This window comes from Paenibacillus castaneae, assembly GCF_002884445.1.
GTDB lineage: Bacteria > Bacillota > Bacilli > Paenibacillales > Paenibacillaceae > Pristimantibacillus > Pristimantibacillus castaneae.
Genome location: NZ_KZ614144.1, coordinates 1277991 through 1303955, shown reverse-complemented (window position 1 = coordinate 1303955; position 25965 = coordinate 1277991). Strand labels below are relative to the sequence as shown.

The following is a 25965-nucleotide window of genomic DNA, read 5'->3' as shown; positions in this document are numbered from 1 at the left end:
TTTTTTTATTAAGTTTTGTGAAATGGAAACGTCCGCTGCTCCAGAAAGAGCAGCGGACGATTACGATTAATTAAACTATTCCGATCAGCTTTACTGACAATATAAATGTATCATAGCGAACGACTCGTTTCATAATAGAAATTATTTATAATAGCTTTCATTTTACCGATAAGCTTTGCTTCTCATGGGCTAAGCTTTTATTAATTTCTATGATTGATTCAAGAAATTCGGTGTGCTCGCCATGATGCGAGATGACATTTGTTTGTAGATAAATGCCCTCCGTTCCCGGCACTCGGATCGGGTAAAGCTTACCCTCCCGTATTTCCTGCTGCGCGCACAAATTGGGCAGAAACCCAATACCTGCTTTCTGTATGACCAGCTTCTTGGCCATTTCGGAATTATCCGTCTGTATTTGAATATTGGGCGGTATGTCGAGCGTTTCAAAAACCCGATGAATGCGAAGCCAATCTAATGAGCCGCATTCAAAAAAAACGAGCGGCTGCTCGGCGATTTCTTTAATCGTAATATTCTCATTTTGAAGAAAAGGATGTTCCTCATAAACATAAAGCCTTATGGGATCTTCATAGAACTTAATGGATTGCAAGCTGGGATGATTCACATTACGAACAAACCCGATGTCTACCTCCTTGCTCAGCACCTTGCCTACGATCTCATCCGTCGTGCTTGTCACAAACTTATAATGGGTATTCGGAAACTTCTGTTTCAAGCGTGGCAATAAATCTGGAATAATATAATTAGAAACCGACACCGTACAGCCGATTCGGAATTCATTCGGGAGCGATTTCTTCTGATTAATATGAAGCTTCCCCTTCTGATAGATAAGGAGCAGCTGCTGCGCGTAGGGGAGAAAACGTTTGCCGTCCTCTGTTATTTGAACCTGCTTTCCCTGTCGGTCAAACAGCTTGCAATCCAGCTCATGCTCAAGCGATTTAATACGAGCCGTAACAGATGGCTGGGATAAATACAAAGCGTCTGCCGCTTTGTTGAAGCTTCCGCAATGAATAACGTATACGAATGCCTCTATATTCTCTATGTTGATTGGAAACACCTCCGGCACAACTAATACCAACTAAACCAATAAGATTATAATATTTTAAAAATAACAAACTAAACTGCCGCTGTCAACAAACATCAATGCGGTATGAGAAAAGGTTAGCTGATAATTAATGGCGAAGTATTTTATACAAATACTCAACATTTAAATCATTGTTACTATTAGGGATAATGTAATTAGAACGTAAATGGGGAGTGATAGGATATGGATGAAAAACCACAATGGTTGGTTCGGCAAATTACGCTGCAGGATGATTTCACACTTTTGCACCAAATGATGAATGATACAGCAAAAAGATTTAATCCCGATCCCACCTTTCAAGGGTTAAGCACCACTACCGATGAGCTTAAGGAGGAATTCTCAAACGTTTCCCTAAAGAATGGTTTTCTTGCGGAGCAAAATGGTCAGATTATTGGGTTTATGGGCGTTTCTTTATCACCAATAACGAAGAACGGAAACATTATATTCGGCTGTATCGAAGGTTACGAAGATGTATTAACCAAATTAATAGAGGTAAGCATAGAAGTCGTAAGGAAGAACGGTGGAGAAAAGCTTTACAAGTTTACTTTCAGCAAATTTGGCCAAATCAGAAATAGTGAAATTTCCTTATGGGAGAAATTTGGCTTCCTATCAGAAGAATATTCTAATGTGCAAATTTTGCTACATCTCGACGATTGGATGGAACCAGAGCACTTCAATAATGTCAACATTACGCTCCCGTCCCGTGATGAATATGAAGCTATCAAGAAGTTATTAATAGATGATGGTGAAAGCTTTATCTCCGAAAGAATGGATGACCCAGCAAGTGTCCTGCTAACTTTACGTGATGAGCATACGAATGAAATAATGGGATTGGCCTACTATCATGTCGATGTAGAACCGAAAAGCAGCAGCCAACAAGAAAATCTTAGTGCTTATGCATTTACGCTGTATTTCAGACCTGTATTTCAGTGGAGTAAGTCAGAGATGCAGAGGCTGCTGCATGCCGCATTGCTTTCAACGAAGCAGCTCGGGGTTAGCCACGTCATTACTCGAATCACTTTGAAAGACTTCAATATTTTTGCCCTTATGATTCGAGAAGGCTTTGACGATTTTGGGATAGAAAATATGAGTACTATTCATTTATATAAAAAGGTGTGATATGAAAAAATACGTCAATGCCAAGGATATATTGCCTGAACATTTGATCAAGGAAATTCAGAAGCATGTCAGAGGCAAGCACATCTACATCCCACAAACAGAGCGGCAAACTTGGGGAGAAGCTACAGGAATTCGTGAAGAGTTAAACGAACGAAACGCTGAGATCGTTAAGAAATATAAGTCCGGGTTTACTATTAGCCAGTTAGTAGATCTTTACAGCTTAAGCGAAGATCGGGTACGGCGAATTATTTATGATAGACAGAAATGATAGAAGAAACAAGTACGCTTATAGAAAAAGCCCCTCTGCCATGAAGCTTGCAAAGGGGCTTGCCTATGAGCTAATCTAACGAATAACCGTCTTGCCACTTGCAGTAGTATCATTATTACTGAATTTTAAGAATAGCTTGCGCAGGTACGGCAGGACGAAGTAATCTAATCCGAATTTACCGGCGTTTGTGCCTGCAACCAAGATGATCGTTCCGATAAGGATCATCCAAGGGTTAGTCGATACGGTGCCTGCGAACATAAACATGAAGTTCATCAGAAGTCCGAAGAAGGCAGCGATCGTAGTGAGTGCCCCGATAATAAGTCCCAGACCTACTAGAAATTCACCTAGTGGAATCATAAAATTAATAATTTTCGCGTTTGGCAAAGCGAAATGCTCTACGAATGCCGTGAATGTTGGATAAATAAGCTCATTCGTCGCTTTGTCTACAACCGGATTGCCAATTGCTCCTTTCAAGAAACCACTTGCATCAAATCCACCAGTTAGCTTATGCCAGCCTGCACTCATCCATTCCCATCCCAAGTAGACGCGTAGCAAAAGCAACAACCCTGCTGCATATTTATTTTCTCTTACCCAGCCCATTAACATGATGATCCGCTCCTTTTTTTTGAACGAGATTCAAACTCTGTAATCAAGAGATTAATAAGGTTAAACCGAAATCGTTTCAATAAGCTCCTTCAGCTTGTTAGCCGAACGATGCAGCAATGCCTTCTCTTCCTCTGTAATCGGAATATCCAGCACCTCCCTGACTCCTTGACGATCAACAACACAAGGTACGCCCATATAAACATCGGATAAGCCGTGATAATTCTCAACAAGCGTTGATACGTTTAGTACGGCCGATTCATTGCGTAAAATAGCTGTTACAATGCGATCCAGCGCAAGCGCTATGGCATAGTAAGTCGCACCCTTCGCTTCGATAATTTCATAGGCTGCATCTCTAGTGTGAACGAATATATCAGCCTGTTCTTCCTCGGTCAGGTTAAGCTGGGATCCTGCCACATTCGCTAGACTCCATACTGGAAGCTCAGAATCGCCATGTTCTCCAATGATGTGGGCATGAACGCTGCGCGGATCCAGCTGCAGCTTCTCGCCAATCAGATAACGGAAGCGCGCACTGTCGAGAATGGTTCCGGAACCTATAACTCGATTCGTCGGCCAACCTGATTTCTGCCAGCAGAAGTAACTCATAATATCGACGGGATTCGTTGCGATAAGCAGGATGCCGTCCTCATTGTATTTCAGCACTTCAGAGACGATGCTCTCATAAATAGCGATGTTGCGCTTTAATAGATTAAGCCGCGGCTCGCCAGGCTTCTGTGCTGCTCCTGCCGTAATGATGACGATATCAGCACCTTTGCAATCCTCGTAAGATCCTGCCCATACCTTGGTCTGCCCGAGAAACGGCATGCCATGATTCATATCCAGCGCGTCACCTACCGCCTTCCCTTCATTCGCATCGATAAGAACGAGCTCATCCATTCTGCTGCGAAGCAATAACGTATATGCCGTCGTGGAGCCTACTGCTCCAACACCAATAACTACAACTCTTGTCTTTTTCATTTCTATTCCACCTCATCAAATGGTTTATTTACAAAGTAGTACATGACACCCATAAGAACTGAACCGCCAACCAAGTTTCCTAGCGTCACCGGCACTAGATTGTGTATCATGCCTCCTAGCGATATCGTACCGGGATGATTCAGCACCAGTGCAATAGCGAAGGTGCATAGATTTGCAATGCTGTGCTCGTAGCCAGAGATGAAGAAACAGAATACAAACAGCATCATTGCGAACAGCTTTGGTCCATCCCCACGCAGTGTCATCGGTACGAAGAAGGCTAAACAGACTAACCAATTACAAAGCAATCCTCGAAAAAACAATTCCAGCATCGGTGCATGCAGCTTCTTCTCTACTACGCTTAACAGAAAGCCGTTAACGGATGCATCCTTGAACAATCCAGTTGCCCAGATCAGTAAGGCAAAGGCGACCGCTCCGAGAAAATTTCCTGCGTAGCTCGTGCACCACAGCTTGATTACATTGCGCCATTTCATTTTGCCGCGAAGCGCTGTAAAGGTGTAGTAAAAGGTGTTGCCCGTAAAAAGGTCACCGCCTCCATAAGCGATAAGAATAATTGCTGCACCAAACGTAATCGCCGCCATGGGATAGGTAAGCGGACTGTGCTCGACATAGAAGAAGCTCCCTGTTTTGAATGCTACGATTACACCAAAACCAATAAACATACTGGCTAACATGGATCTCAATATATATCGCAGCTTGCTTGCCATAAACACCTTTTGCTTCTTCAGAGCAAGCTGTTCAACTCTTCTTAAAGGAACATGCTCCATTTATCCACCTCCTAAAGCCCGTATAGCCTAATCAAAATAGCTAGTATTCAGAGCATTTATTCATCGTTTCTGCTTCTCTTCATCCGCCTTTGCTGCTGGCGATGCTTTGTTGTTTCGCTTTCCATACCCTTATTCTAGGTTAAAATATTCCAGTTGTATGTCGGGGAATTCCCTGAAATATGAGTCAGGGTATACGGCAAAAAAAGCCGAAATAATGGGGAGCTTCCCTGATACTCAGCCATTCTATATCCATTTAGAATAGAGGAAAGAGATGTAATGAGAGGGGTTTAGCGGCAATGGCCATTAGCGAATACACCGTTCTGCATGAAGAAGAGAGCAAGCGGGATACCGGGGTAGCTGCTTTTTTCACGAAAGAGAACTTTAATAAGCTCAAAGGAATTATGTATACAAAGAAAGTAGATGAACACGGCCGCTTATTCCAAGAGGGCGAATCAGCGGAGTTCATGTATTATGTAAGGAAAGGCCGCGTTAAGCTTACGAAAACAACAGACACCGGAAACAAAATTACGCTTTACCTTCATCATACGGGCGATATGTTCGGTCAGATCACACCGTTTCAGCCTTCTATTCAACCGTTCAGCGCAGAAGTGATTGAGGATGCTGAATTTGGAGTTATCGATCAAAGAGATCTGGAGAGGCTGCTGCTTCATAACGGAGACCTAGCTATCGAATTTATGAGATGGATGGGTGCCATGTACCGGATGACACAGGTTAAATTCCGCGACCTGCTGCTTTATGGGAAGCCTGGCGCACTCTGCTCGCTGCTTATTCGGATGAGCAACTCCTACGGAGTAAAACAAGGTGATAATATTACGATCAACTATAAAGCAACCAATATGGATCTTGCGGAAATGATCGGTGCTACACGGGAAAGCGTCAATCGGATGCTGAACACTATGCATAAATCGGACATTATCGATATTAAAGGAGGCACCATTACCATTAAAGATATGAAATATCTTCAGAGCACTTGCCGCTGTGAGCAATGCCCCGTTGAGATTTGCAGGGTGTAACTCGGAGCAAAATGGTGGGTAACGTAAGCGAGCAGCGTAGAAATACGTCTTATACACGTTATGCAGATGACAATAATTGTGAGGTGTGAAGTGCGAGAATTGTGTAGGCTACAAAGTTGGTGTACAATCATAAAACGTTGGTCAACAGGCATTTATAGAGAGAGCACCACACTGCGTATTAGGCAGTCAGTGCTCTATTTTTTTGCATATTGTCACACAGTGAGATAATCGGCGCTGTATAAGCAGATTCAAATTTTGATAGCGTTACTCGACAACCATTGCAATTTCTTCATATTTCTCGTCAAACGAAATGCGAAGCGATTTATTTTCCAAATACCATATATTATCCTCTTCGATAAAATAAATAATGCCATCGACTTCTTGGCTAATCCCCAAATTTCTTGGAGTATCTTTAATAACACCTAGAGATAGACCAGGATGAACGCTGCCACAGCCGCCTAAACGGACATAAATGCGTACCGCATCTCCATCTACTAATTCCATTTCTGATTTATACCAGCGTGCCGCCGTTTGCTCCACCACTAGTTTCATCGTCTGCCAGCTCCTTTATTCTGATCTGTAAACACACCTAGCCTTGTCCATGGACCTTTAGCCTAACCTGGTTGATTAACCGTGAACCTCTATATCAAACACCAGAATGTTGCAGCTTATCGTTTGATTTGTATGACTTCATTGCAGGGCTTCTCTACTTCATCATCACGAATTTACTGGGCACTGTCAACCTTTGCTTCAAAAGAACGATAGCAATCGGGAAACGTTTTGGCTGCAAAACATATTCGTCATGTTATCCGTTGGCATGAGCTGTTATCGCTGCTCTAACATCATTAATTGAAACTAAACGCGAAAATTTTGCACCATTTGAACCTGAGAGACTAGTTAGTTTCAAAAAGTAATGTTATCTCCATCATATGCTGCCTCCCTCATCATTTAGTTTCAATATGTGAATTTATTCCGCCTATATTTCGTAGATCACAACTGCATCCAACTCCACATTCGCATCCTCATCAACAATAATAGCTGTATCCCGTAAATATACGGAATACAGCTATTTATTGATCAATCTATCCACTCTGTTAACTATTGATGAAGCTACTCTTCCATAATCCCAGACCATAAGCCGTGCAGCAGCTCCTTCAGCAATAAGGATTGCTGCCATCTGTCGCTGATTTCCTGCTTGCGCCCACTGTACTCATCAACCGTGATCGCATATGGAGCGGGACCCAGCTCACATACAACCGGGAAGCTTTGACTATCGGCCGCTCTTGACAGCCAGTGCTTCATCCCTTGCTTCCACCAGCGTTTGTAATGCGGAACCATAGTATGCTCAGCTTGAGCTCCAATATCTACCTGCACCTGTTCGCCATTGGATACTCTCGCATGAATGCTTGCTGTATGGACAAGCACCTCTTGTAGAAGCTTCTCTGCTTCATCCGAAATGGTGTGCATTTCACCGGCGACCACAAAATGCGAGAAATCGATCGTTAACGGGAGGTCGCCAAGCTGCTGAACATAATCAACGGTGCGAATCAAATCTTGAGTAATGGTACCTCGATGCGTCTCGATAAATACTGGAATTTCATATTCAGCTGATAAATGGTTCAGATCACGCAGCAAATTTACGGCTGGCTTATCGATGAGAAAAGGGATCATCACCTGCGTATTAATAAAGTCGATCCCGCCGTACCCCTTAGCCTTCTGAAGATACTGTTCCATTTGGGCAGCCTCTGTGGGATAAGCGTTTACGCTAAATGCTAATCCGTTATCGTCCAGAAGCCTCCTCCACACTTCCTCATCCTCTGGTGAAGGGATAAATCCATTAATGCCATCGAAGCCTGCAATTGCAATCTGCCGTACTTTCTCCTCAACCGTCCATTCACGTCCATTCTCGCCTAGACCCGACATCCCCCACCAGGACATATGCACGGCGAGCTCGTTATTACGATTAATGCGGGTAGACGTTTTCGAATTCAACACCGCATGGTCCTCCGTCCGTATTATCCTCCAGCTCAATCGGCGTACCGTCAGCTCGATAGAGCGGCTTATAGAAATGCGATATTTTTGAAGCTGATTCATTCGCATAATGGCAAATAAATGCGCGGCGGAATTGATCCTTTGTCTTATTGCGATAAGAACCGTGAATCAGATTGCCATTAAAGAAAAGAACATCGCCTTTATCCATAATGGCCGGCACAACCTTCTCATCCTTAGGCGGCTTAACATAGTGTGTCGTAAAAGATTCATTAGAGTCGGCGAGGTCCGGACATACGATGTCATAATCATTCGTCTTCGGTACAATAAGCAGCCCGCCGTTCTCCTCGTTCGCAGCATCTACAGCTGTCCATGCTGCTATACAATTCCCAGGCTCAACCTGCAAATAGAAATTGTCCTGATGCAGCGCCTGACCTCGCGAGCCCGGCGGTTTATAATAGAACATGCTTTGCGCCGCCAATGCTTCTTCCTCATACAGGTCCGCCAGAATATCTAGAACAGGGGCGTGCAGCATATATTTTTTGGCTGTTTCATTAAATCGATGCGGATGCATGACTCTCGGATAACGCTTCAGCGGGTCAGTCTCTTCCAACTCCAGGCTAGGTTCGAAATAGCCCGGTATCGTCTGATGACTAATTTGCTCGAACGTTTCTTCGATTTCGGTTAACTGCTCTGTAGTAAATAAGCTTTTTACGATTAAATAGCCTTGCTCCTGGAACTGCTGCTTCTGCTCTTGCGACAATGCTCTTAATGAAATGCTCATGTCACTTCCTCCTTATGACACTTCCTTTATTGCTTTAAGTATAGAAGATAGAGGGGGGGAGATGAAGTAACAATCTTGCTTATTTGTCACACAATCCTGCTATGCGGCTAGTCATTCCATTAGAATTGCGGTATGCTTATTTCAACAAAAAATGGATGGAGGCCTGTACTTGGCTAGAGTAGATTCGCCTTCCGATTATTCTGGAGAAGACCGCGGCTTCGTCATCGCCGGCCACTTCAATGAGCCCGATACCTACACGCACAGCCGCCCTTCAGGAATGGAAGATTGGCTAATTACGTATACGATTGGCGGAGAGGGCTATTTCAAAACGCCAGAAAAGCAGCTGCTGTGCATGCCGGGGGACGTTACCTTGCTGCGTTCAGGAACACCGCATCAGTATGGCACATCGAAAGGAAAGGAGTGGCATTTCCTTTGGGCTCATTTCTCCGGTAATTGGATGCCGGCCAGCGTTCTCCCCGACCACCCGATATATAATCAGACGGTTGCTAATGACACTTCCAGAAAACGTATTTATCGCGCTTTTATGAGAATACTAATAGACTCCAGAGAACGAAACAGCTATTGGAATGAGCTTTGTCTCACCTCTCTTAACGAAGTACTCATTGTGCTGGCTCAAAGAAGACAGCAAAGACTCGATAGCCGCGTTGAGGAGACGCTTCACCGATTGTCACAGAGCATGCGCGAGCCTATCACAATAGACGAACTTGCCCGCTCCGTAGGCTTGTCCCCGTCGAGGCTATCCCATCTTTTCAAGGAAAGCACCGGACAATCTATTATTGATGCATTAAATGGCATGCGAATTCGTCAAGCTGCGCTTCTGCTTGAGCATACAGACCGGAGCTCGGCGGACATTGCCTACGATGTCGGCTTTATCAATTACAATCATTTTATTAATCAATTTCATAAATGGATGGAGATCAGTCCGAGTGGTTATAAGAAAAAAATGCGGCAAAAATCTTAATAATAGATCATGCGAGGTTTGTTATAATTGCAATCGTGGTATATGAATATATCGTATACATTTCACACGGTCTGTGTGCCATATAGGCATGCGATTTTCTCGAAAGGAGAAGCATTTGGATGGAGTTATTTATTGCAATTTTGATTCTCCTTGCTCTCATAGGCGTTTCAAATGTTATCAATCGTCAAATTCCTTTTGTTCCCGTTCCACTTATTCAGATTGCTCTCGGCGCAGCCGTAACGATCATCCCCTCAGGCATTCATCTGCAGCTGGAACCTGAAGTTTTTTTCCTGTTATTTATCGCTCCGCTTCTTTACAACGATGGCAAGCATACGCCCCGCAGTGAGTTGTGGCGGCTTCGCGCTCCTATTTTCCTGCTGGCTGTTGGTCTTGTGTTTACAACCGTATTTTTGCTTGGATATGCGATTCACTGGATGATCCCGTCTATCCCGCTTCCGGTTGCATTCGGACTTGCTGCTATTTTATCGCCAACCGATGCAGTAGCCGTTAGCGCATTGGCAGGAAGGATTCAGCTTCCGAGGAGTTTGATGCATTTGCTTGAAGGAGAAGCACTCATGAACGATGCTTCTGGACTTGTCGCCTTCAAATTTGCCGTTGCAGCTGCTGTGACCGGCGCCTTCTCTTTGCCAAAGGCAAGCGTTAGCTTCTTGATTATCGCGATTGGCGGTCTTGCTGTCGGTGCCATATTGGCTTCACTGGTAACGGGACTGCGCTTCATGCTGCGGCGTTCCGGTCTTGAAGACGAAACGATGCATATGCTCATACATATCCTAACTCCCTTCGCACTCTATATAACCGCAGAGGAATTAGGCGTATCCGGCATTCTAGCTGCGGTAGCCGGCGGCGTCATGCACGCGGTTGAGCGTGATCGCTCCTATAAAGCAATGCCGCGGACCCATGAGGTTTCCGACAATACGTGGTCTGTCATTATCTTCATCTTAAACGGACTCGTATTTGTAATTCTTGGCTTACAGATACCCGATGTTTTCAGTATTATTTGGATAAGTCCTGATTTTAATAATTTCAAGGTAATCTTTTATGCCTTGGTCATATTCTTGATGCTCATCCTGCTACGTTTTTTGTGGACCTTTGCCTTTTCAAAGGGCGGAAAAATATTTGGCGGAACTAAAAATGATAAGCAGCTTTCCTTCAAAATGCTTGCGATGACTTCATTATCCGGCGTTCGTGGAGCTGTAACGCTTGCAGGCGCATTCTCCATTCCACTCTTTATTGATAATGGAAGTCCTTTTCCAGAGCGTAGCCTTGTTATATTTCTCGCTACGGCCGTCATCTTGCTTTCGCTGCTTTCAGCAAGCATCCTGCTTCCCCTTTTAGCCAAAAAAGATGGAGGTCAAGATGCAGAGCTTGCAAAGAAAGAACGACAGGGTGAACTCAAAATGATGAGCGCAGCTATTCAAGCCATTCATTATGCAACGGATGAGAGCAATGAAGCGGAAGCCGCTGCAGCAATTGCTGATTATAATCGATGGATAAGGCAATCCCAGCCGAATGGGCATAAGCAAAGCAACATTCGCCTCAATAAGAAAGAGGTGGATTTGCGGATCGAGGCAATCGAAATTGAGCGTCTAACCACTCGCAAACTTCTGAAAAAAGGGGAAATAAGCAAGGAACAGGCTGCATTATTTCTCGGCAGCTTAGAGCAGCTAGAGCTTATTTTGTCTCGGCGTACGCATCTCTGGTACATCGTCCTGAAGTATATAGCTAGAGAATTGAGAGCTATTACATCCAAAGATCCTGCGAGAAATGCTACAAGCAAGCTATCCAAGCCTGATCGTGACGTGTTGAAAAAAATTAAATTGGAAACAAGCAATGCTGTCATCGAATCCTTCGAAAAGCTGCGAACCTCCCCGAACAAAAGAGATGTGGAGGTCATTATAAACCATTACCATATGATTAAAAATAGGCTGTCAAAGCCGTATTCAAGAGGGCAGGCCGAATTCAATGGGAAAGAAGAAGTGAAAAGAGATTTGCATTGGATAGCCATACAAGCAGAACGGGATGAAGTTCAAAGGCTGTATGAACGCGGGGAAATTACACGTGATATTGCGAATGAGCTGAGACGGATTACTCGCGATAGAGAGGCTTATATTCTTGAGCAAGAATAAGTTTAGCATAAATGGGGCAGATCCTACAGTAGATCATCTACTGAAGTATCTGCCCTTTTTGTTTAACACACTGATTCACTTAGGGTTCAAAACCGCTGGCATCCATTTCGGTCCTGATTTCTTCCGGCAATTTTCGCGATGCATTAGGCACTTCCCGCGGTTTATCATCAATCACATCCGATGAATAGATAACAATGCTCATTTGACCGCCGCCAGCAAAGGCTCTAATGAGGATCGGCTGATTGTATTTATTTTGGAATACGAAATCAGGGCCGTACCAGCTCACCGTTGCGTCGCGGCCGGGCGGCACGTAGGGCACATTCTTGCTATGGGAATAACGCTGTATAATTTGCAAGCCAGCGCGGTCTATAGCATTAAATAAGGTGGATGAGGTTTGACAAATGCCCCCGCCAATATCCTCCGACACCTCCCCTCTAACGATAACGGGAGCACGAAGATAGCCTTTCTCCTTCGTTCGTTTCCCTACAACGCCATTAAAGGAGAATGTCTCGCCAGGAAACACGACATAATTATTGATCGCTTTAGCCGAAAGCGAAATATTATAAGAGCGGTTTTTATTATTGGAATTAAAATATGTAGTATACTGACCAATCCTTTTCCCTTGTAGGGAGGACATAAGCTCGCTGTCCACCTTCGGATATACCTTCATTAAGGGAGCTTCCAAATTTAATGGCGCACCTTCATAAATAAAGCTATGAAACTGCACCTGAAATGCTCTGCGGTCAAGCTTACTGCCTGCTATCTCCGGAATGATTCTGCCGCCGCCATCTAGCGAAGCATTAATAGGCTCCCGTCGCACACGCTTTTCAATTATCCCCATCAATTTATTCAGCTTGCCCTCATTTACAATCGGCACTCCGGGCAGCGGCTCCATATAGTCAAACCGGTTTACTTCCTCAATGGTTTGACCATCCAGCTCAATCTTTACATATTGAGGTAATTCAGCATGCTGAAAAAGAAATAAAATGGCTAAAAGAACATGCAGTCCCATATACAATCATCTCCTCCATTTTGTATCTAGAGTAGTATGAGTTTAATTTGATTAGGACATGCACGATAAACAGCTCACATATTTTTAGATGTATTTGCTGAAAATACGATTATACAAAGATTATAGCAATGTGATATGGATGGAGGAAAATGAGGTGAACAATCATATAAAGTATATCCTGTCTATTGGGACTGCTGTTCTGCTGCTCATACTACTTGCGATGCCGATAGGTGTAGAGGCTGCGGAAAAAAACAAAAAAGCCGCGCTGACGATTACAGTCCGTTCGAGCCCAAATTCCACTTATATGAGTGAGCTCGATATCGAAAGCAAAGAAATGTATCAAGCTTTACAAAATGCAAAGCTGGAGACTGCTGCAGAAGGTTCATTCTTTCCAGATATCGAAATCAGCTTGCGCAATGGACATTCTAAAACACAGCTTCGATTAGAGCGGATAGGAAGTCTATGGGACGAATCCGAACATAAACGAATTATTTTACCGAAAGCAGGCTCAGACAAACTGCTTCATTTAGCAGAAGCGCTCCGTACTCACCATTATGGTGAAAGGATTCCTTGGGAAGAGGCCAAGCTCATCTTACCTAATAAAAGCATATTTACCGTTACCGATTTAGAAAGCGGACTTACTTTTCATGTTCAGAGACGCGCAGGAAGAGACCACGCCGACGTACAGCCCGTAACGAAAGAAGACACTCGAATAATGAAACAAATCTATCAAGATCATTGGAGCTGGAAGCGCAAAGCCGTACTTGTTCATTCCGATCAGCATTGGATCGCTGCATCGATGAATGGCATGCCCCATGGAGGCGATGGAATACCGGAGAACAATTTCTCTGGACACTTCTGCATTCACTTTCACCTGAGCAGCACGCATAAATCGAATGAGCCAGATATCACCCATCAGGTTATGGTAAACAAAGCAGCCGGCAACCTGACAGCTTATTTCGACTCTGCCGCACCTCATGTATTAGCTAAAACTTTTATCGAAGTAATGAATCATCAGGATAAGGATCTGCTTAAGCAGCTATCAACAGGACTTCCCGAACAAAAACTCGCTTATTTCGTTCAACAATTAGAGTCACTTCGCTCAATTCGCGTGCAAAAGCAGGCTAAGCCTAAGAACAGCAGCATGAACAGCAATAGCGAAATAACGGACAGCTTGACTGCTGAGATTAAGTTGCCTATTACAATCGAGAGCAAAAACCATTCTCCGCAAAGCATGCATTACCAGTTTCTATTCAAACGGGAATCCACACAATCACCTTGGCGGTTTCAGGATATTCAGTACTGAATATCCTCTTTCCGCTTAAGCCTTGTGCATCTAATTGGAAGACATGCTATAATTATGTTTGCATTTACTAGAGGTTAATCGGATCCTTACTGGAGGCCAGAAAGAGAGTAAATGAGAAGTTCAGGAGGGAGTCTTTAGCATGTTCGAAAAACGATTGAAGCAGCTGCGAAAAAAAAGAAAACTGACCATGCAGGAGGTTGCTGATTACTTAGGGGTTGCAAAAAGTACATATGCGGGTTATGAATCCGGTTATCGTCAGCCCACGCTGGAATCGATCCAAACGATAGCAAGAAAGCTGCATACATCGGCCGATTATCTTCTAGGCCTTACTGATTATCCAGAACCGCCTGCAGAATTAAATCATAATGCTAAACAATATTTAAATTATGAGCAGCTGCACTGGGACGGGGTTCCTTTGGAAAAGGACGATCTCGATTTGATTCGGCATTTGCTCGAACGCGTGCTCCGAGACCGTACTTTGCCAAAGAAAGAATAATAGAAATTACAGTAGCTTCATCAGCTTCGCTTCAAACTCACCCTTTAACTTCTCCATCAATGCGCCGTATGCTTGCTGCCACTCTTTTATGACCTCTGGCGAGACGGAAGCTTTGTCCGCTCTTACCGTTATTTCTTGAAACTTGTTATCACAAGCGGACCCTACATCCGCCAATTGCTTTGCCACCTTGTCATTAAACGCCAGAAGGGCATATGGATCTGTCTTATCAAGCTGCGCCATGCTTTCTTCTGCATTTACTAATACCTCATTCATATCCTGTGTGCACGACGCTTGCAGCTCTATGATTTCTTGTTCATACTGCCCGGTTTGAACGACAGGCGGTGGTGTTACCGCTGTGCCTGGCTTCTCGGTCGTCGATGGGAGCTCAGCTTCTGGCTTGCTGCCTGGTTTTGTATTCGGTTTGACCGTGCTGGTAGGCTTCGTTGCCTGAGCATTGCCGTTATTATTATTTTTATCCGGTGCGGCTGGTTTTGTATTCGTCGGCAAATTCGACTTTTCCTCGTCAATGACCGGCGTTTCAGTTCCTGCCTCAGCCTGTGTCTCAGGAGTGGCCGCTATCTCGTCAGTTGCTGACGGCTCAGCTTCTCCTTCAGGAGCCAAGCCCTTCTCTTCGGAGTCCGCGGACCCTACTCCTTCCTCTGATACCAACACCTGTTCTCCGCCGTCTGCATGAACGAGCAGCTTTTGCTCTGAAGATTCCTTCCAATGCAGTCCGCCCCATGTAAGCAGCAAAACTAATGTTATGGAGGCCAATATCACATTTATAGCATCCGGCTTCTGTAAGCGGCGTCGCCTTTTTTTGCGTTTATGTTGTTTATCCATCTTAGCTTGATACCACCTTCTGATCATTGAAATAGGCCAGCCTTTGTTCTCCCAGAAAGAGAAGCAAAGGCTGGCTGCTGCTTAGAAACGCATTAAATCTTTAATTATAAGAGCTATCACTTTATTAACCTTATTCCTTGTTTCATTAATCGCTTTATTCTTGACGCCTTTTGATGCGTTCACTTTATTAATCTCAGTGGCCGTTTCATTGCCAGCCACTATGGCGTCCATAATTAATCCTAGTTTCTGCGTATCGTTTTTGGCTTCTTTTAGCCTTTTGGTTATATCGGCTATCTTGACATCAAGCGCCTTCATTACATTATTTATCGCAGTCTCTGGATCAATGACTCCACCATTATCTCTTACAAGAGTTATCTCTTGCTGGAATATAATCTGTCCCGAGCCTCCAAATGCATTAGGCAATGTCGCTTTGATAACAACAGTACCTTGGTTCACCTTCTTGGATAAGGTTACCTTGCCTCGCGGCGTTACTGTGATGTTCTTGTTTTCAGTTACATTATCCCAGCTCAAGCTGGTGGAAGGAATTTCTTTGCCTAGAAGCATCAGCCCATATTCGAGCTCGCCCCCGTTATCGGAAATTTTCACCGTTGGCACGACTGAGGCACGTACATAAGCTGCATTCCATACGTTTTTCGCTTTTTCTTCATACTTCAGCTTGGACTTGAATTTCTGAATGACCGATTGCACATCTGTCGATTTGACGCCTAAATTAAACAGTACCTCGCTTAGCACATAGCTTTCTTTTTGAGCCAATACGGCAGTCCATGCATTGTTTTGGACGGTATTCAAGTTGTCCTTGCTGCGAAGCAGCTTAGCAAAATCCTGCTCCTTCATGCCTACCACCGTATCGCGAACAGCTCCTTCTATTCCTCCGAGCTCTTTGCCGTCTCCGAACATCAGAATCAATATATCGTCAATCGTAAGATTGGCAGTACCACCGGCATCTGCAAGCACCTTCAGCGTAGCTTGGAAATCCTTATTTCCGCGCATGGCTTCCAGCTCTGCCGCTGTCGGTGCATATTGGAATGAACTGATGGCTTTGATAATTTCAAAGAAACCCTTCTTCAACTGCATTTGGTCAACGGACTTCGGAAGATTAGGAGCAATCTTGTTCCAAACTTGATCGATCCAAGCATGATCCTTAGCAGCATTAAGCCCAGCTATTTCATTCTTGAGATTCCTTACATCCTTAACATTCGCTGAACCGCCTGCCTCAAGCGCTGCATATACCTTCGCCATCCGCTCAAGGAATGGCTCAGCAGGGAAGAACGCTCCTTCACTTTCCTTTGCAGTCAACGTCACTTCCTTCTGAAAAATGACTTTAGCTGATCCGCCGTAAGGGTTTACCAGCTTGGCTTGAATAACTGCTGATGCATTCATTACTTTTTTGGCAAGAGTAACTGTACCGTTCGGCAGCACCGTTACGTCCGCGCTTCCTGACACTTTGCTCCACACAAGCACGGGCGCAGGAACATCTATTCCAATCACCTTCAAGCTGTACTCATGCTGGCGCCCATCATTGCTTACCTTTACCGACTCGGATGACTCAGAACGCATATACGCAATCGTCATCGCATTAATGGCCGGCTCCGCTTTTTTCAGCTTAAGCTGGAAGTTCACAACCGTCGCCATCACATCCTGAGGGGTAATGCCCAGTCCACTCATAACGGAGCTTAGCTTATAGGCTTCGGTTTCACCTAGCAGCTGGCCCATAGCTTGAAATAGAAGCGCTGTGATTTCCTGGTTATTCCCAAGCAAGCGCATGAGCTCCGTTGGCGGCAGGCTTGCCAGCTTGTCCCTAACGGTCCCTTCTATACCTTTAAGTGACTTAAAGTCTCCAAACATAAATAGGAGAAAGTCGTCCATCACTAAGTTGGAATCTCCGCCAGCAGCCGCAATCGCTTTCAGCGTTGCCCGGAATTCAGCATTTGTTCGTATCGCTTCCAGCCCCGATGCATCTGGGTCATACTGGATGGAGCCTACCGCTTTGATTATTTCGAACAAGCTTGTCTTCAGCTTCGCCTTATCCGCAGACGCAGGAAGCTTCAGGGCGATCTTATTCCAAAGCGGTGCAATTAACGCTTGATCCTTAACGGAATCTAGTCCGGCTATCTCATCCCGCAAGTTTCTAACATCCTGCATGTCAGCCGGGTCGCCCGCTGCAAGTGCAGCATATAGCTTATTCATGCGTGCCAGAAATAGTTCAGAAGGGAATTTGCCCTCTTCCACTTCCTCGCCTGCTCCGGTTAACGTTACTTCTTTCTGAAAAATAACCTTTGCTGATCCGCCATACGGATTCATAAGCTTAGCTTGAATAACCGCCGAAGCTTTAGCCGTGCCAGCAGGAATGCTCACTGTACCGTTCGGTAATACGCTTACCTCAGAGCTTCCAGAAGCTTTGCTCCAGATCAACACCGCAGAAGGAACATCCACGCCAAATACTTTTAAACTATAATTATGAACTCGCCCATCTTCGCTAATCTTCACTGATTCCTGCGAGGTAGAGCGCATATAGGCTACAGTCATTGCATTAATAGCCGGTTCAGACTGTTTCAGCTTCATTTGGAAATTAAGGACCGTCGCCTTGACATCGAGAGGCGATATGCCAAGCTTATTCAGAATCGAGCTAAACTTGTAATCCTCCGTCTTTCCGAGCAGCTGCTCCATGGATTGAAGCAATACAGTCATGATCCCTTGCTTATTTCCGAGCAGCGCCATCAGCTCTATTGAGGACTTCTTAGATAGCTGGTCGCGTATGGTTCCCTCAACGCCTTTAAGGCTGCCGCCGTCACCAAACAGAAATATAAGAAAATCATCTATAGTAATGTTAGGATCGCCACTGGCAGCTGCGATAGTCTTCAACGTTGAACGGAACTCAGGATTGGTGCGAATCGCTTCAAGGTTCGAAGCTCCAGGGTCATATTGGAATGAGCCGACAGCCTTAACGATTCGGAATAAGCTAGCCTTGAGCTCGCCTTGATCGACGGATTCTGGAAGCTTGGCGCTAATTTTAATCCATATGGGATCAAGCAGCTTCTGTCCTTCTTTCTCGTCGAGCGCCGCGATTTCATCGCGCAGCTTCCTTACCTCCTCCACATCAACTGGGTCGCCCGCTGCAAGCGCAGCATGCAGCTTATTAAGCTGCTCCAGAAAAGCTTTTGAAGGCAGCTCCGCTTGAGCCGCATTCACCACGTCAACAAATCCAAGCTTCTCCGCCAGCCCTTTCTGGCTAAGCGGAAAACCGCCAATTGATGTAGCAAGCATGGAAACCGCTATTGCGGTCATCGTTACTTTTTTTCTAATCGTCATCACATTCACCTCTACTTATTATTTTTGAATTAAAATAGAAGAACGGGCATTTGCTGCTTTACGCCTTGATTAAGACTAGGACGGCCAACCGAATAATAAATGAAATCAGTTCCTAGCAAATTTTCTTCTTTAAACACATTTCGTCCATCTATAAGAATCGGCTGCTTCATAATCGCTTGAAGCTGTCCGAGGTCAACTGTCGTAAATTCATCCCATTCAGTCAACAGACAGAGCGCATCAGCGCCTTTTGCCGTTTCGAGCGCCTGATCACACCACTCCACATTCTCAATGTTGTAAATGGTACGAAAGTTGGACATGGCGATCGGATCATACGCTTTTACCTTTACGCCGTTTTCGACCAAATGCCGAATAATTTCCACTGCTGGCGAGTCGCGAACATCATCGGTATTCGGCTTAAACGCCAAACCCCAGACTGCTATCGTTTTTCCTCGCAGCTCACCGCTAAATATCGTCTCCAGCTTCCGAATGACACTCCAGCGCTGATCCTGATTGACTTCCACAACAGAGCGCAGCAGCTTGAATTCATAATCAACATGGCCCGCAATTTGGATCAGAGCACTAGTATCCTTCGGAAAGCAAGAGCCGCCATATCCTATTCCCGCTTTCAGAAAGGAAGGACCGATCCGTCTGTCATAACCCATTCCTTCCGCTACCTGCGTCACATCCGCGCCAACTTTCTCGCAAATATTGGCGATCTCATTAATAAATGAGATTTTGGTTGCTAGAAACGCATTGGATGCGTATTTAATCATCTCTGCGCTCCGAATATCCGTCACAACAATATGTTTGGTTAACGGCTCATGCAGCAGCATCATCGTGTCAGCCGCACTTTGGCAGTTAGCGCCTATGATGATTCGGTCAGGATGCAGCGTATCTTCAATCGCTGAGCCCTCTCTCAGAAACTCTGGCAGCGAAATGCTGTCGAAGCGCTCTTTAGTATGAGATTTGATCAAGATCGCCAGTCGCTCATTGGTACCAACCGGGACCGTGCTTTTTACCGCAATAATTTTGTAGCCGTTCATCGCTTCCGCGATTTCAATTGCAGCCTGATTAATATAAGCGAGATTCGCCTCGCCGCTTGGCAGCGGAGGTGTTCCGACAGCCAATATAATAATATCGGACCTGCGAATCGCTTCGGGCAAATCAGTAGTGAAAGATAACCTTCCTGCCTCCCGGCTCGCCGTGGCAAGCTCCTTAAGGCCCGGCTCATAAATCGGAATGCCGCCTGCATTCAACATATCAATCTTATCGGCATCCTTATCCACGCATATAACATGGTTACCAAGCTCCGCATAACAGACGCCAGATACAAGTCCAACATAGCCCGTTCCGATAACCGTAATATTCATCTTCCCCGCTCCTTCCTTGCATTTCCCGTCATTATGCAGAACATATTTCCAAAATTTCATCCCATTTGAAAGCAAGCCTTACAATATCCTCTTCAATAAGCTCCGTGCCTGTCTGCACTTCGATGATATCCATATCCGTTTCTGCGCGCAGGCTATGTTTGCTGTCTTTCGTAATTACTAGAACATCGCCGGCTTTTACTTCAAATCGTCTACCGTTAAGCACCATCTCCCCATGACCGCTAACGACTGTCCATACCTCGTTTCTAAGCTGATGGTATTGGTAGCTTAGATTTTGGCCTGATGTGATGCAAATTCGTTTCGTCAGCACTTCATTGCCATCTGGATATTTCAAATAATCAAGCACTCTATAGCGTCCCCAGCGCCGCTCCTCATACATAGGACGCTGATCGGAATGCTTCATTATCTCTTTAATAAGCGGACTGGATGATTTGTCTGATACCAATATGCCGTCAGGACTAGCTGCGACAATAACATTCGATAGATTCAGCAGTGTAATCGGTATATCCAACTCATTGATCACATGGGTATTGTTCGAGCTATTGCAGATGATTCCTTTGCCAATCAAAGGCGTTTCTATTTCCTCGGTCAGCGTGTTCCACGTCCCGAGATCCTTCCAGTCTCCTTCATAAGACAGCGCTACAATATGATTGGACTTCTCCACAATCTCGTAATCAAAGCTGTTCTTCGGGAGCCTGCCATACTGCTTGAGCATCTCGTCATACTGAATCGGATACTCATTTGCTATCAATATATTAATTAGAAAATCAAGCTTAAATGCGAATACGCCGCAGTTCCAAAGCGCAGCCTGCTCGATCATCGCCGCTGCTTCCTCTTCTCGCGGCTTTTCTCTAAAGCTGTGCACGCCTACGAAATTCTGATCCGCATGGGCATTGATGTCTGGTACGATATATCCATATTTCTCAGAAGGATAGCTCGGCTTTACGCCCATTAGAGCAAGATCCGCTCCCGATTCATTTAATACGCGGTCAAGCTCCTTCGTCTTATGAAAAAACGATTCATCCACATAGGGATCGACCGGCATGACCACAACGGTTTCATTCAAGCTAACGCCTTGAACGGAATATAAATAGGCAGCCGCCAGTGCTATGGCTGGAAAGGTATCTCTTCTTTCTGGTTCAACGATGACTTCGATCTCGCTTCCAAGCTGGCTGTGAATCATTTCCACCTGCGGCTTGCTGGTTGCGATATAAGCATGCTCGCGCAGCCCAGCATTCGAAATTTGTCCCCATACGCGCTGAACCATCGATTCCCGTTCTCCGTCAGCATTTTTCAGCACCTTCAAAAATTGCTTGGACCGCGACTCATTGGATAACGGCCATAATCGTTTGCCTGATCCGCCTGAAAGAAGCACTATTTTCATCGTGATACCTCCTAAAAGTTTTGTTGAGCTGACCGTCCTGTTTAAACTACGAAACAAAAGCTTTCTTCGTAAGCCAATGCTTAAGGTTTTGTGGACTAAACTACCTGTGAATCATCGTTTTTTACAACCAATTGAGCTGATTTAATACCGCTCGTCCATGTATTGTAGTAATTGGAATTTTTGCCGTATGAGTTATCCAACAGCGTATTAGGCTTGTCCATCAAGCAGGATAATATATGTCCATGCAGTCTTGAGGTTTGTACATTTCGATAACCGCTGAAGCGCTTGACTGCCTTATCCACGAGATAATCGGTGTATTTGCCCCAGATCGTATGCATGGGCAGCGGGCCGCTCCCTTTAGACATCATTCTGACGATCATATTTATTGACTTTTTCTCCACTCGGTTATAAAGGGAGGTCCAGTCCAAATAATCACCGCGGCCCGACATTTCAAGCTGCTCCTGCTCTTTCGTCTTCTCGATGTCTGTACGGAAGAAGCATAGGAGCTCCTTGCCGGGACTGCTTTTGGGCAAAATCGGCCATAGCTGATGCGCCATATCAGGTGATAAATAGATGCTGCAGCTATGAAACTTCTGAGCTGCCATTTGATAGGAAAGGGTGTCTCTTACATAGAGATGGACATCGTTATGCCTATTGAAAACATGAGCAGTTCGATCGAATTCCGACTCTTTATCGTAGAAGATCGTTTGCGGCAAAATAACAATTCGGTTGTTAGGGTAGCTCGCAATAATCTTCTCGCGCAGCTTCTGATGCGCAGGATACAAATCTCCGAAATTTCCGCCGCCATGCAGTACAATGATCTGATCCCTCGGAATCAACAGCGAATCAGGGAAGTCAAGGACGCTGTAGCGTGCTTGCACTGAAATATTGTAGTCCTTAAAAAAAGCTTCCGTGCCTTTCATGATCAGCAAATCTCCACCGTTGCTATGAACGGGATAATCGATATAGTAGATGCTGGAGCCCTGCGGAATAACATTCAAAATTTGGCGCAGCTGTCCTTTCAATTCGTCCATAGGGTGAACATTCGGTTCAATTGGCATTTCATTGCGCTCCTTTATGCTTGATCTTGTCTTTCAAACGATCGAATAAAAATTGAAAATCCTTCTTGTCGAACAACATGCCTCGCAGCCCCACCTTGAAAACAATCCGCATCGATGCCATCGTTACCGCCAAGCGGATGATTGCCCCTATTAATAGGGCAAGCGCAATTCCATTTAGCCCGTAAAGCGGAGTAAATACGAAAAACAATCCGATAGTGGCCGCCAAGGCGATGAGCTGCCTGATCAATACAAGCCCAGGACGCCCCATAGCATTAAAGGAGGATGCTAGAATCCATGAGCCCCCGCCAAGAATGCATTCAATGGAGAGAAGATAGAACGCTCCGCTTGCTTCAAGGAATGGCGCCCCGAACAGAATACCCATCAAGAATTGGCCGATAAACATGCAAGGTATGACGACGATTGTCATGAGCAGCATGGACAGCCGGAATGCTCGGCCGACGGTTGCAATAATGGTTTGTTTATCCATACCTGTGACCTTCGGAAAAATAACACTCGTAATAGCGTTCTGCACCACATTGAATATGCGGGACAGCGCATAGACAACGGTGTATAATCCTAGGTCTCTTGCAGTCAGCATGGAAAGAATGATGATTTTATCGAATTGGGTGTACATGGTGCCAAGCAGCTCGACCCCGAATACTTTGCTTCCATAGCCGAACAACGCTTTTGCCGCCAGCCGATTTCCAAGTCCTCGCAGCCAATTGATGCGCAGTGCATCCCTTATGCTGTAGATGGACCATGCGATCATGACCGCGCTTGTTACTAGAAACACAAGTGAAGCATAATGCAGGCTTAAGCTGCCGATCGCCCAAAGCGCAATAAGTCCAATCAGATTGCAGAGCGGAACAGACAAGCGCAGCCCATTGTATACGGTAAATTTGCCAGTACTCTGAGCAAGTGCGGATATTAAATTTATGGCCAGCAATATAGGAAGCATGAGCACCGTATACCATCTCGCGGTTTGAATAACGGCTGCGGGATAGCTGCTCAGCCATGAAGGCAGCCAAATCCATGCGATTACCCCGACGATTATGCTGACTGGAATTTGAAACAGAAATCCAGCCCTTACGAAATCTGCTCCGTTTCCTTTATTTTGTTTGATATTGTAAATTAGCGAGGTTGGCAGCCCGAACCCTACGAGTCCCGCCAGCAGCGTGGGCCAGAAAAGAATAGCTGAGAATTCTCCTTTGCCGACAACTCCGAACATGCGAGCCGTCACAATGGAGGTCAACGTGCTGATGACCATAACCAAAAGGTTAGTTGCGCTAGTCTTGAATATCGTCTGGACGAGTCCGTTTCCCCTCCATACTTTATGAATGGCGAGCTGTGACATCCTTCTCGTCAACCCCTACTGTTATATCGCAGGATGCCGACAAGCGATCCATTGCGGTAACATATGTTAACAATCTGTCTAATGAATTTCTTGAAATGAAAAATAGAAATGAGTGCTGATCCTAAAGCCTGCATCAGACGAATACTATGCTTTAAGACAGCTAATGCGCTTCTATCCTGCCGTTTTACCGCATCGCTTACACCCTGCCAAAAGATTCGTTTCAGAAACCATTTCTTAGTGGTGCGTTCTTTTGCTATTTTGTGCTGAACAGAAGCAAACGGCGTGTAGTACACCTTATAATCCTTGCGAAGCCTCGCAATCAGCTCACTCTCCTCGCTCGACAGCAGATTGTTGCCGACTCGACCCAAATCCTCGCGAAAAGGGGCTATTTGGCGGAATAGACTTGCTCTGAAAGCGACATTCGCACCGTATGGAATGGACGGTGCAGGCATTTCCTCCACTCCGCTTGAATAATCAAGTATCGTGAATACCGAGCGATGCTCTTCTGGAATCCACTTCGGTTCCTGTGCTTCCCATATCGGATCAATCTTGCCGCCAACGCAGCCAATCAGCGGATCGCTTTCGAACACATTCACAATGTGCCGCACCCAGTGGCGTGAAGCAAGCGCATCATCATCGAGAAAAAGTATGTATTCGCCCCTTGCCTCCCGTATCGCCCTGTTCCGGGCAACTGATAGTCCAAGCTTATTCTCCAACAGATAGCGAATCCTTGAACCATGAACCTTAGCTAGCTTAAGCACCACCTCAGCCGTATGATCCGTAGACCGGTTATCAATAACGACAATCTCGATCTTTTCTTTATCAAAGCTTTGAGCAAGGACGCTTTCAATCGCCTCTCCTGTATCCTTGGCTCGGTTATGGGTGCAGATGGCCACCGTTACTTTCATCCTTTATCCCCATCCTTGATACACTTTTTTTATTTTTAGCGCGATTGCGCTCCAATCGAGATCCTTCAGCACTTCATCATAATTTGGCGCTGCTTGCTGTCTCTTCACATGAAGGGCAGCTTTCAGCGCATTTTCCAATCCGTTATCATGATGCGGATCGTAGCGGACAACCATATCCTCCGTGAAATATTCATTTATGAAATCATTGTCCGGCATTACGATCAGCTTCTTAAAGGAAAGCCCCAGTATAGCGGAGCCCGAAGTTGTAATTTCTTTGTAAGGCATGACCATGACATCGACGGCGCTGATCAGGTCCGCAACCTCTTCATTGGGAATAAAGCGCATATCCAGAATGATATTTTCGGTATCCTCTACACGTTTCAGATAAGACTCCATTGCTTGATCCGCTTTTCCCGCTATAATCAAATAATCATTTGGAGTTTTCACTGCATTGAACGCTTCGATCAAATCCTCAACACCTTTGTAGGCTTTAATGGCGCCAAGGAATAAGTAGGCATGCGCATCGGCGCTAATGCGGTAACGCTGTCTGAAATCTATTCCGCTTGGCTTGTAAACACCCAAATAATGACCATGCTTCACTACGAACAGCTTGCCCTCCGGAACGTTGAATTCCGACATAACCTTCCGTTTTATCGACTCGGATGCAACGATCAGCTTACTGCAAAATTTGCAGATTAACGTTCGCATGAAACGCTCCAGCTTCGGGTATTTCACCTGATGCGGATAAAGATTATGAATAGTCCATACGAGTTGAACGTTGCGAAGCTTTAAATAAAGCATGGTCATTATAAATAAGAATGATTTCACGATAAACAGCAGCGGATTGCGATTCTGATAGGCATGGTGCATCCAGTGTATGTGGACAATATCTCCCGGCTTCGTTCGACCGACGCCGAGCAGCAGCTTGCCGTGCTTCAAATCCACAATGTCCATACCAGCGCCATTCAGCGAATCGGACAATAAATCATTGTAAAAATTGAGTTCGCTCGATTTCGGCCACATCCATACTTTCATCAATTGCTCTCCCTACCCTTGCTTCAATAAATTCCACTCTATGCACCTTAAGGTCAGGCCTTC

Annotated in this window: 23 protein-coding genes; 7 read left to right on the top strand and 16 right to left on the bottom strand. The window is 45.1% G+C overall.

Annotated features, from left to right (window positions below; genetic code table 11):
* Positions 1–157: 157 nt before the first annotated feature.
* Complete coding sequence (locus CEF13_RS05480) at positions 158–1078, bottom strand: LysR family transcriptional regulator (protein WP_424991993.1); 921 nt, start codon at positions 1076–1078, stop codon at positions 158–160.
* Between the two features lie 201 nt (positions 1079–1279).
* Between CEF13_RS05480 and CEF13_RS05475 the strand changes: the two genes are divergently transcribed.
* Positions 1280–2215: a hypothetical protein gene (locus tag CEF13_RS05475; protein WP_102709785.1), complete on the top strand. Its 936-nt coding sequence runs from the start codon at positions 1280–1282 to the stop codon at positions 2213–2215.
* A gap of 1 nt (position 2216) precedes the next feature.
* The gene (locus CEF13_RS05470; protein ID WP_102709784.1) at positions 2217–2483 is read left to right on the top strand and encodes a CD3324 family protein; all 267 of its coding nucleotides are present in this window, start codon (positions 2217–2219) and stop codon (positions 2481–2483) included.
* Between the two features lie 75 nt (positions 2484–2558).
* Here the strand turns inward: CEF13_RS05470 and CEF13_RS05465 are convergent, their stop codons facing one another.
* From CEF13_RS05465 to CEF13_RS05455, 3 genes are read right to left on the bottom strand one after another with little or no spacing between them, the layout of a single operon-like run.
* Positions 2559–3089, bottom strand: a complete 531-nt coding sequence (locus CEF13_RS05465) for a DoxX family protein (protein ID WP_102709783.1) — start codon at positions 3087–3089, stop codon at positions 2559–2561.
* Between the two features lie 60 nt (positions 3090–3149).
* A complete protein-coding gene (locus tag CEF13_RS05460; RefSeq protein WP_102709782.1) occupies positions 3150–4064 on the bottom strand; it encodes an L-lactate dehydrogenase in 915 nt (304 codons plus the stop codon).
* A gap of 2 nt (positions 4065–4066) precedes the next feature.
* Positions 4067–4849 (bottom strand): formate/nitrite transporter family protein, encoded by a 783-nt coding sequence (locus tag CEF13_RS05455; protein WP_102709781.1) that lies wholly within the window; start codon positions 4847–4849, stop codon positions 4067–4069.
* A gap of 296 nt (positions 4850–5145) precedes the next feature.
* Here CEF13_RS05455 and CEF13_RS05450 point away from each other — a divergent pair, with 296 nt between their 5' ends.
* Positions 5146–5883, top strand: a complete 738-nt coding sequence (locus CEF13_RS05450) for a Crp/Fnr family transcriptional regulator (RefSeq protein ID WP_102709780.1) — start codon at positions 5146–5148, stop codon at positions 5881–5883.
* 264 nt (positions 5884–6147) lie between these two features.
* Here the strand turns inward: CEF13_RS05450 and CEF13_RS05445 are convergent, their stop codons facing one another.
* The 3 genes from CEF13_RS05445 to CEF13_RS05435 all read right to left on the bottom strand — a co-directional run bounded on the left by CEF13_RS05445 (position 6148) and on the right by CEF13_RS05435 (position 8656).
* Entirely contained in the window at positions 6148–6435 is a 288-nt protein-coding gene (locus CEF13_RS05445; RefSeq protein WP_102709779.1) for a HesB/YadR/YfhF family protein, read from the bottom strand.
* A 558-nt stretch (positions 6436–6993) separates the two neighbouring features.
* Entirely contained in the window at positions 6994–7878 is an 885-nt protein-coding gene (locus CEF13_RS05440) for a sugar phosphate isomerase/epimerase family protein (RefSeq protein ID WP_244917047.1), read from the bottom strand.
* Positions 7847–8656 (bottom strand): phytanoyl-CoA dioxygenase family protein, encoded by an 810-nt coding sequence (locus CEF13_RS05435; RefSeq protein ID WP_102709778.1) that lies wholly within the window; start codon positions 8654–8656, stop codon positions 7847–7849. Before CEF13_RS05435 ends, CEF13_RS05440 begins: the two co-directional genes overlap by 32 nt.
* Positions 8657–8825: 169 nt before the next feature.
* On the opposite strand from CEF13_RS05435, the gene CEF13_RS05430 reads away from it, so the two are divergent.
* Complete coding sequence (locus tag CEF13_RS05430; RefSeq protein ID WP_243864845.1) at positions 8826–9638, top strand: helix-turn-helix domain-containing protein; 813 nt, start codon at positions 8826–8828, stop codon at positions 9636–9638.
* 119 nt (positions 9639–9757) lie between these two features.
* Complete coding sequence (locus tag CEF13_RS05425) at positions 9758–11785, top strand: Na+/H+ antiporter (protein ID WP_102709776.1); 2028 nt, start codon at positions 9758–9760, stop codon at positions 11783–11785.
* 79 nt (positions 11786–11864) lie between these two features.
* Here CEF13_RS05425 and CEF13_RS05420 read toward each other — a convergent pair whose 3' ends face one another.
* Positions 11865–12797, bottom strand: a complete 933-nt coding sequence (locus tag CEF13_RS05420; protein WP_102709775.1) for a VanW family protein — start codon at positions 12795–12797, stop codon at positions 11865–11867.
* Between the two features lie 154 nt (positions 12798–12951).
* Here CEF13_RS05420 and CEF13_RS05415 point away from each other — a divergent pair, with 154 nt between their 5' ends.
* Together CEF13_RS05415 and CEF13_RS05410 are read left to right on the top strand one after the other, a co-directional pair.
* Complete coding sequence (locus tag CEF13_RS05415) at positions 12952–14103, top strand: hypothetical protein (RefSeq protein WP_102709774.1); 1152 nt, start codon at positions 12952–12954, stop codon at positions 14101–14103.
* Positions 14104–14242: 139 nt separating this feature from the next.
* A complete protein-coding gene (locus tag CEF13_RS05410) occupies positions 14243–14599 on the top strand; it encodes a helix-turn-helix domain-containing protein (RefSeq protein WP_102709773.1) in 357 nt (118 codons plus the stop codon).
* A gap of 6 nt (positions 14600–14605) precedes the next feature.
* Here the strand turns inward: CEF13_RS05410 and CEF13_RS05405 are convergent, their stop codons facing one another.
* The 8 genes from CEF13_RS05405 to CEF13_RS05370 form a co-directional block, all read right to left on the bottom strand.
* Positions 14606–15442, bottom strand: coding sequence for a hypothetical protein (locus tag CEF13_RS05405; RefSeq protein WP_102709772.1), 837 nt, complete (start codon positions 15440–15442; stop codon positions 14606–14608).
* Positions 15443–15523: 81 nt separating this feature from the next.
* Positions 15524–18772, bottom strand: a complete 3249-nt coding sequence (locus CEF13_RS05400; protein ID WP_102709771.1) for a hypothetical protein — start codon at positions 18770–18772, stop codon at positions 15524–15526.
* A 29-nt stretch (positions 18773–18801) separates the two neighbouring features.
* On the bottom strand, positions 18802–20142 hold the full coding sequence (locus CEF13_RS05395; RefSeq protein WP_102716221.1) for a UDP-glucose dehydrogenase family protein: 1341 nt from the start codon (positions 20140–20142) through the stop codon (positions 18802–18804).
* Between the two features lie 31 nt (positions 20143–20173).
* The gene (locus CEF13_RS05390) at positions 20174–21544 is read right to left on the bottom strand and encodes a sugar phosphate nucleotidyltransferase (RefSeq protein WP_102709770.1); all 1371 of its coding nucleotides are present in this window, start codon (positions 21542–21544) and stop codon (positions 20174–20176) included.
* Positions 21545–21639: 95 nt separating this feature from the next.
* Complete coding sequence (locus CEF13_RS05385) at positions 21640–22605, bottom strand: polysaccharide pyruvyl transferase family protein (RefSeq protein ID WP_102709769.1); 966 nt, start codon at positions 22603–22605, stop codon at positions 21640–21642.
* Position 22606: 1 nt separating this feature from the next.
* Positions 22607–23959: an oligosaccharide flippase family protein gene (locus CEF13_RS05380; protein WP_102709768.1), complete on the bottom strand. Its 1353-nt coding sequence runs from the start codon at positions 23957–23959 to the stop codon at positions 22607–22609.
* A gap of 8 nt (positions 23960–23967) precedes the next feature.
* Positions 23968–24867 (bottom strand): glycosyltransferase, encoded by a 900-nt coding sequence (locus tag CEF13_RS05375; protein ID WP_102709767.1) that lies wholly within the window; start codon positions 24865–24867, stop codon positions 23968–23970.
* A 3-nt stretch (positions 24868–24870) separates the two neighbouring features.
* Entirely contained in the window at positions 24871–25902 is a 1032-nt protein-coding gene (locus CEF13_RS05370; protein WP_102709766.1) for a glycosyltransferase family 4 protein, read from the bottom strand.
* Positions 25903–25965: the final 63 nt, after the last annotated feature.